The sequence below is a fragment of the Vibrio sp. 03_296 genome (assembly GCF_002265885.1).
Window position 1 is genome coordinate 1 of the sequence record NZ_NPKW01000546.1, and the last position, 678, is coordinate 678.

1 pseudogene is annotated in these 678 nt (G+C 46.0%); it reads right to left on the reverse strand.

Annotation, left to right across the window (positions count from 1 at the left end):
* Nucleotides 1–473, reverse strand: a pseudogene (locus CIK04_RS26075) (ligase); the annotation flags it as partial.
* Between the last annotated feature and the right edge of the window lie 205 nt (nucleotides 474–678).

The following is a 678-nucleotide window of genomic DNA, read 5'->3' on the forward strand; positions in this document are numbered from 1 at the left end:
CAAAGGAACTGGTAATAGCCGATGAAGGACTCGACCACTACTGCCAATACGATGAGCCATAACAAGCGTTGTTTGTGTTTATTACTAAAGCTGAATTGTTGCAGCAACACAAAGAAGCCAAAGCCAGCCCAGAGACCAACTAAGCGACCCACTGACTGCATGTAGTGACTGTTGGCATAAAAAGTGGCACGGTCAGAATGAGACAACTGACAAATAGGCCAATGGTCAGTTTGGAATAACGTAAAGATTGCTGACTAGCAAGTTGGTAGCAACCCAGAGCAAAGACAAAGGAGAACGCAATCCAAGTGGTTGGGTTGAAAGAGAGCGCAAGCCCTGCGCCTCCAGGATTAGGCATAAAAAAATGCATAGCGACGAGAAAGAGGATCGCCAGTGCCAGTAAAAACTTTTTGTTGTAGAGGCACTTGTGCCTTAGGTTTTGCTAATTGCGTACCGCTTACGTGTATCGTTGCCATAACGTGAATCTTAATCTGAAAAAGAAACCAGCATTTACGCTTGGTTCATCACTTTACCTGTTTTTCTTATTTCAACATAGGCTTAAGGAAGCGTGCGGTATGCGAACCTTCGATCTGCGCCACATCTTCAGGTGTTCCTTGAGCAATGATTTCCCCTCCACCTTGGCCGCCTTCTGGACCTAAGTCGATGATCCAGTCGGCCGTT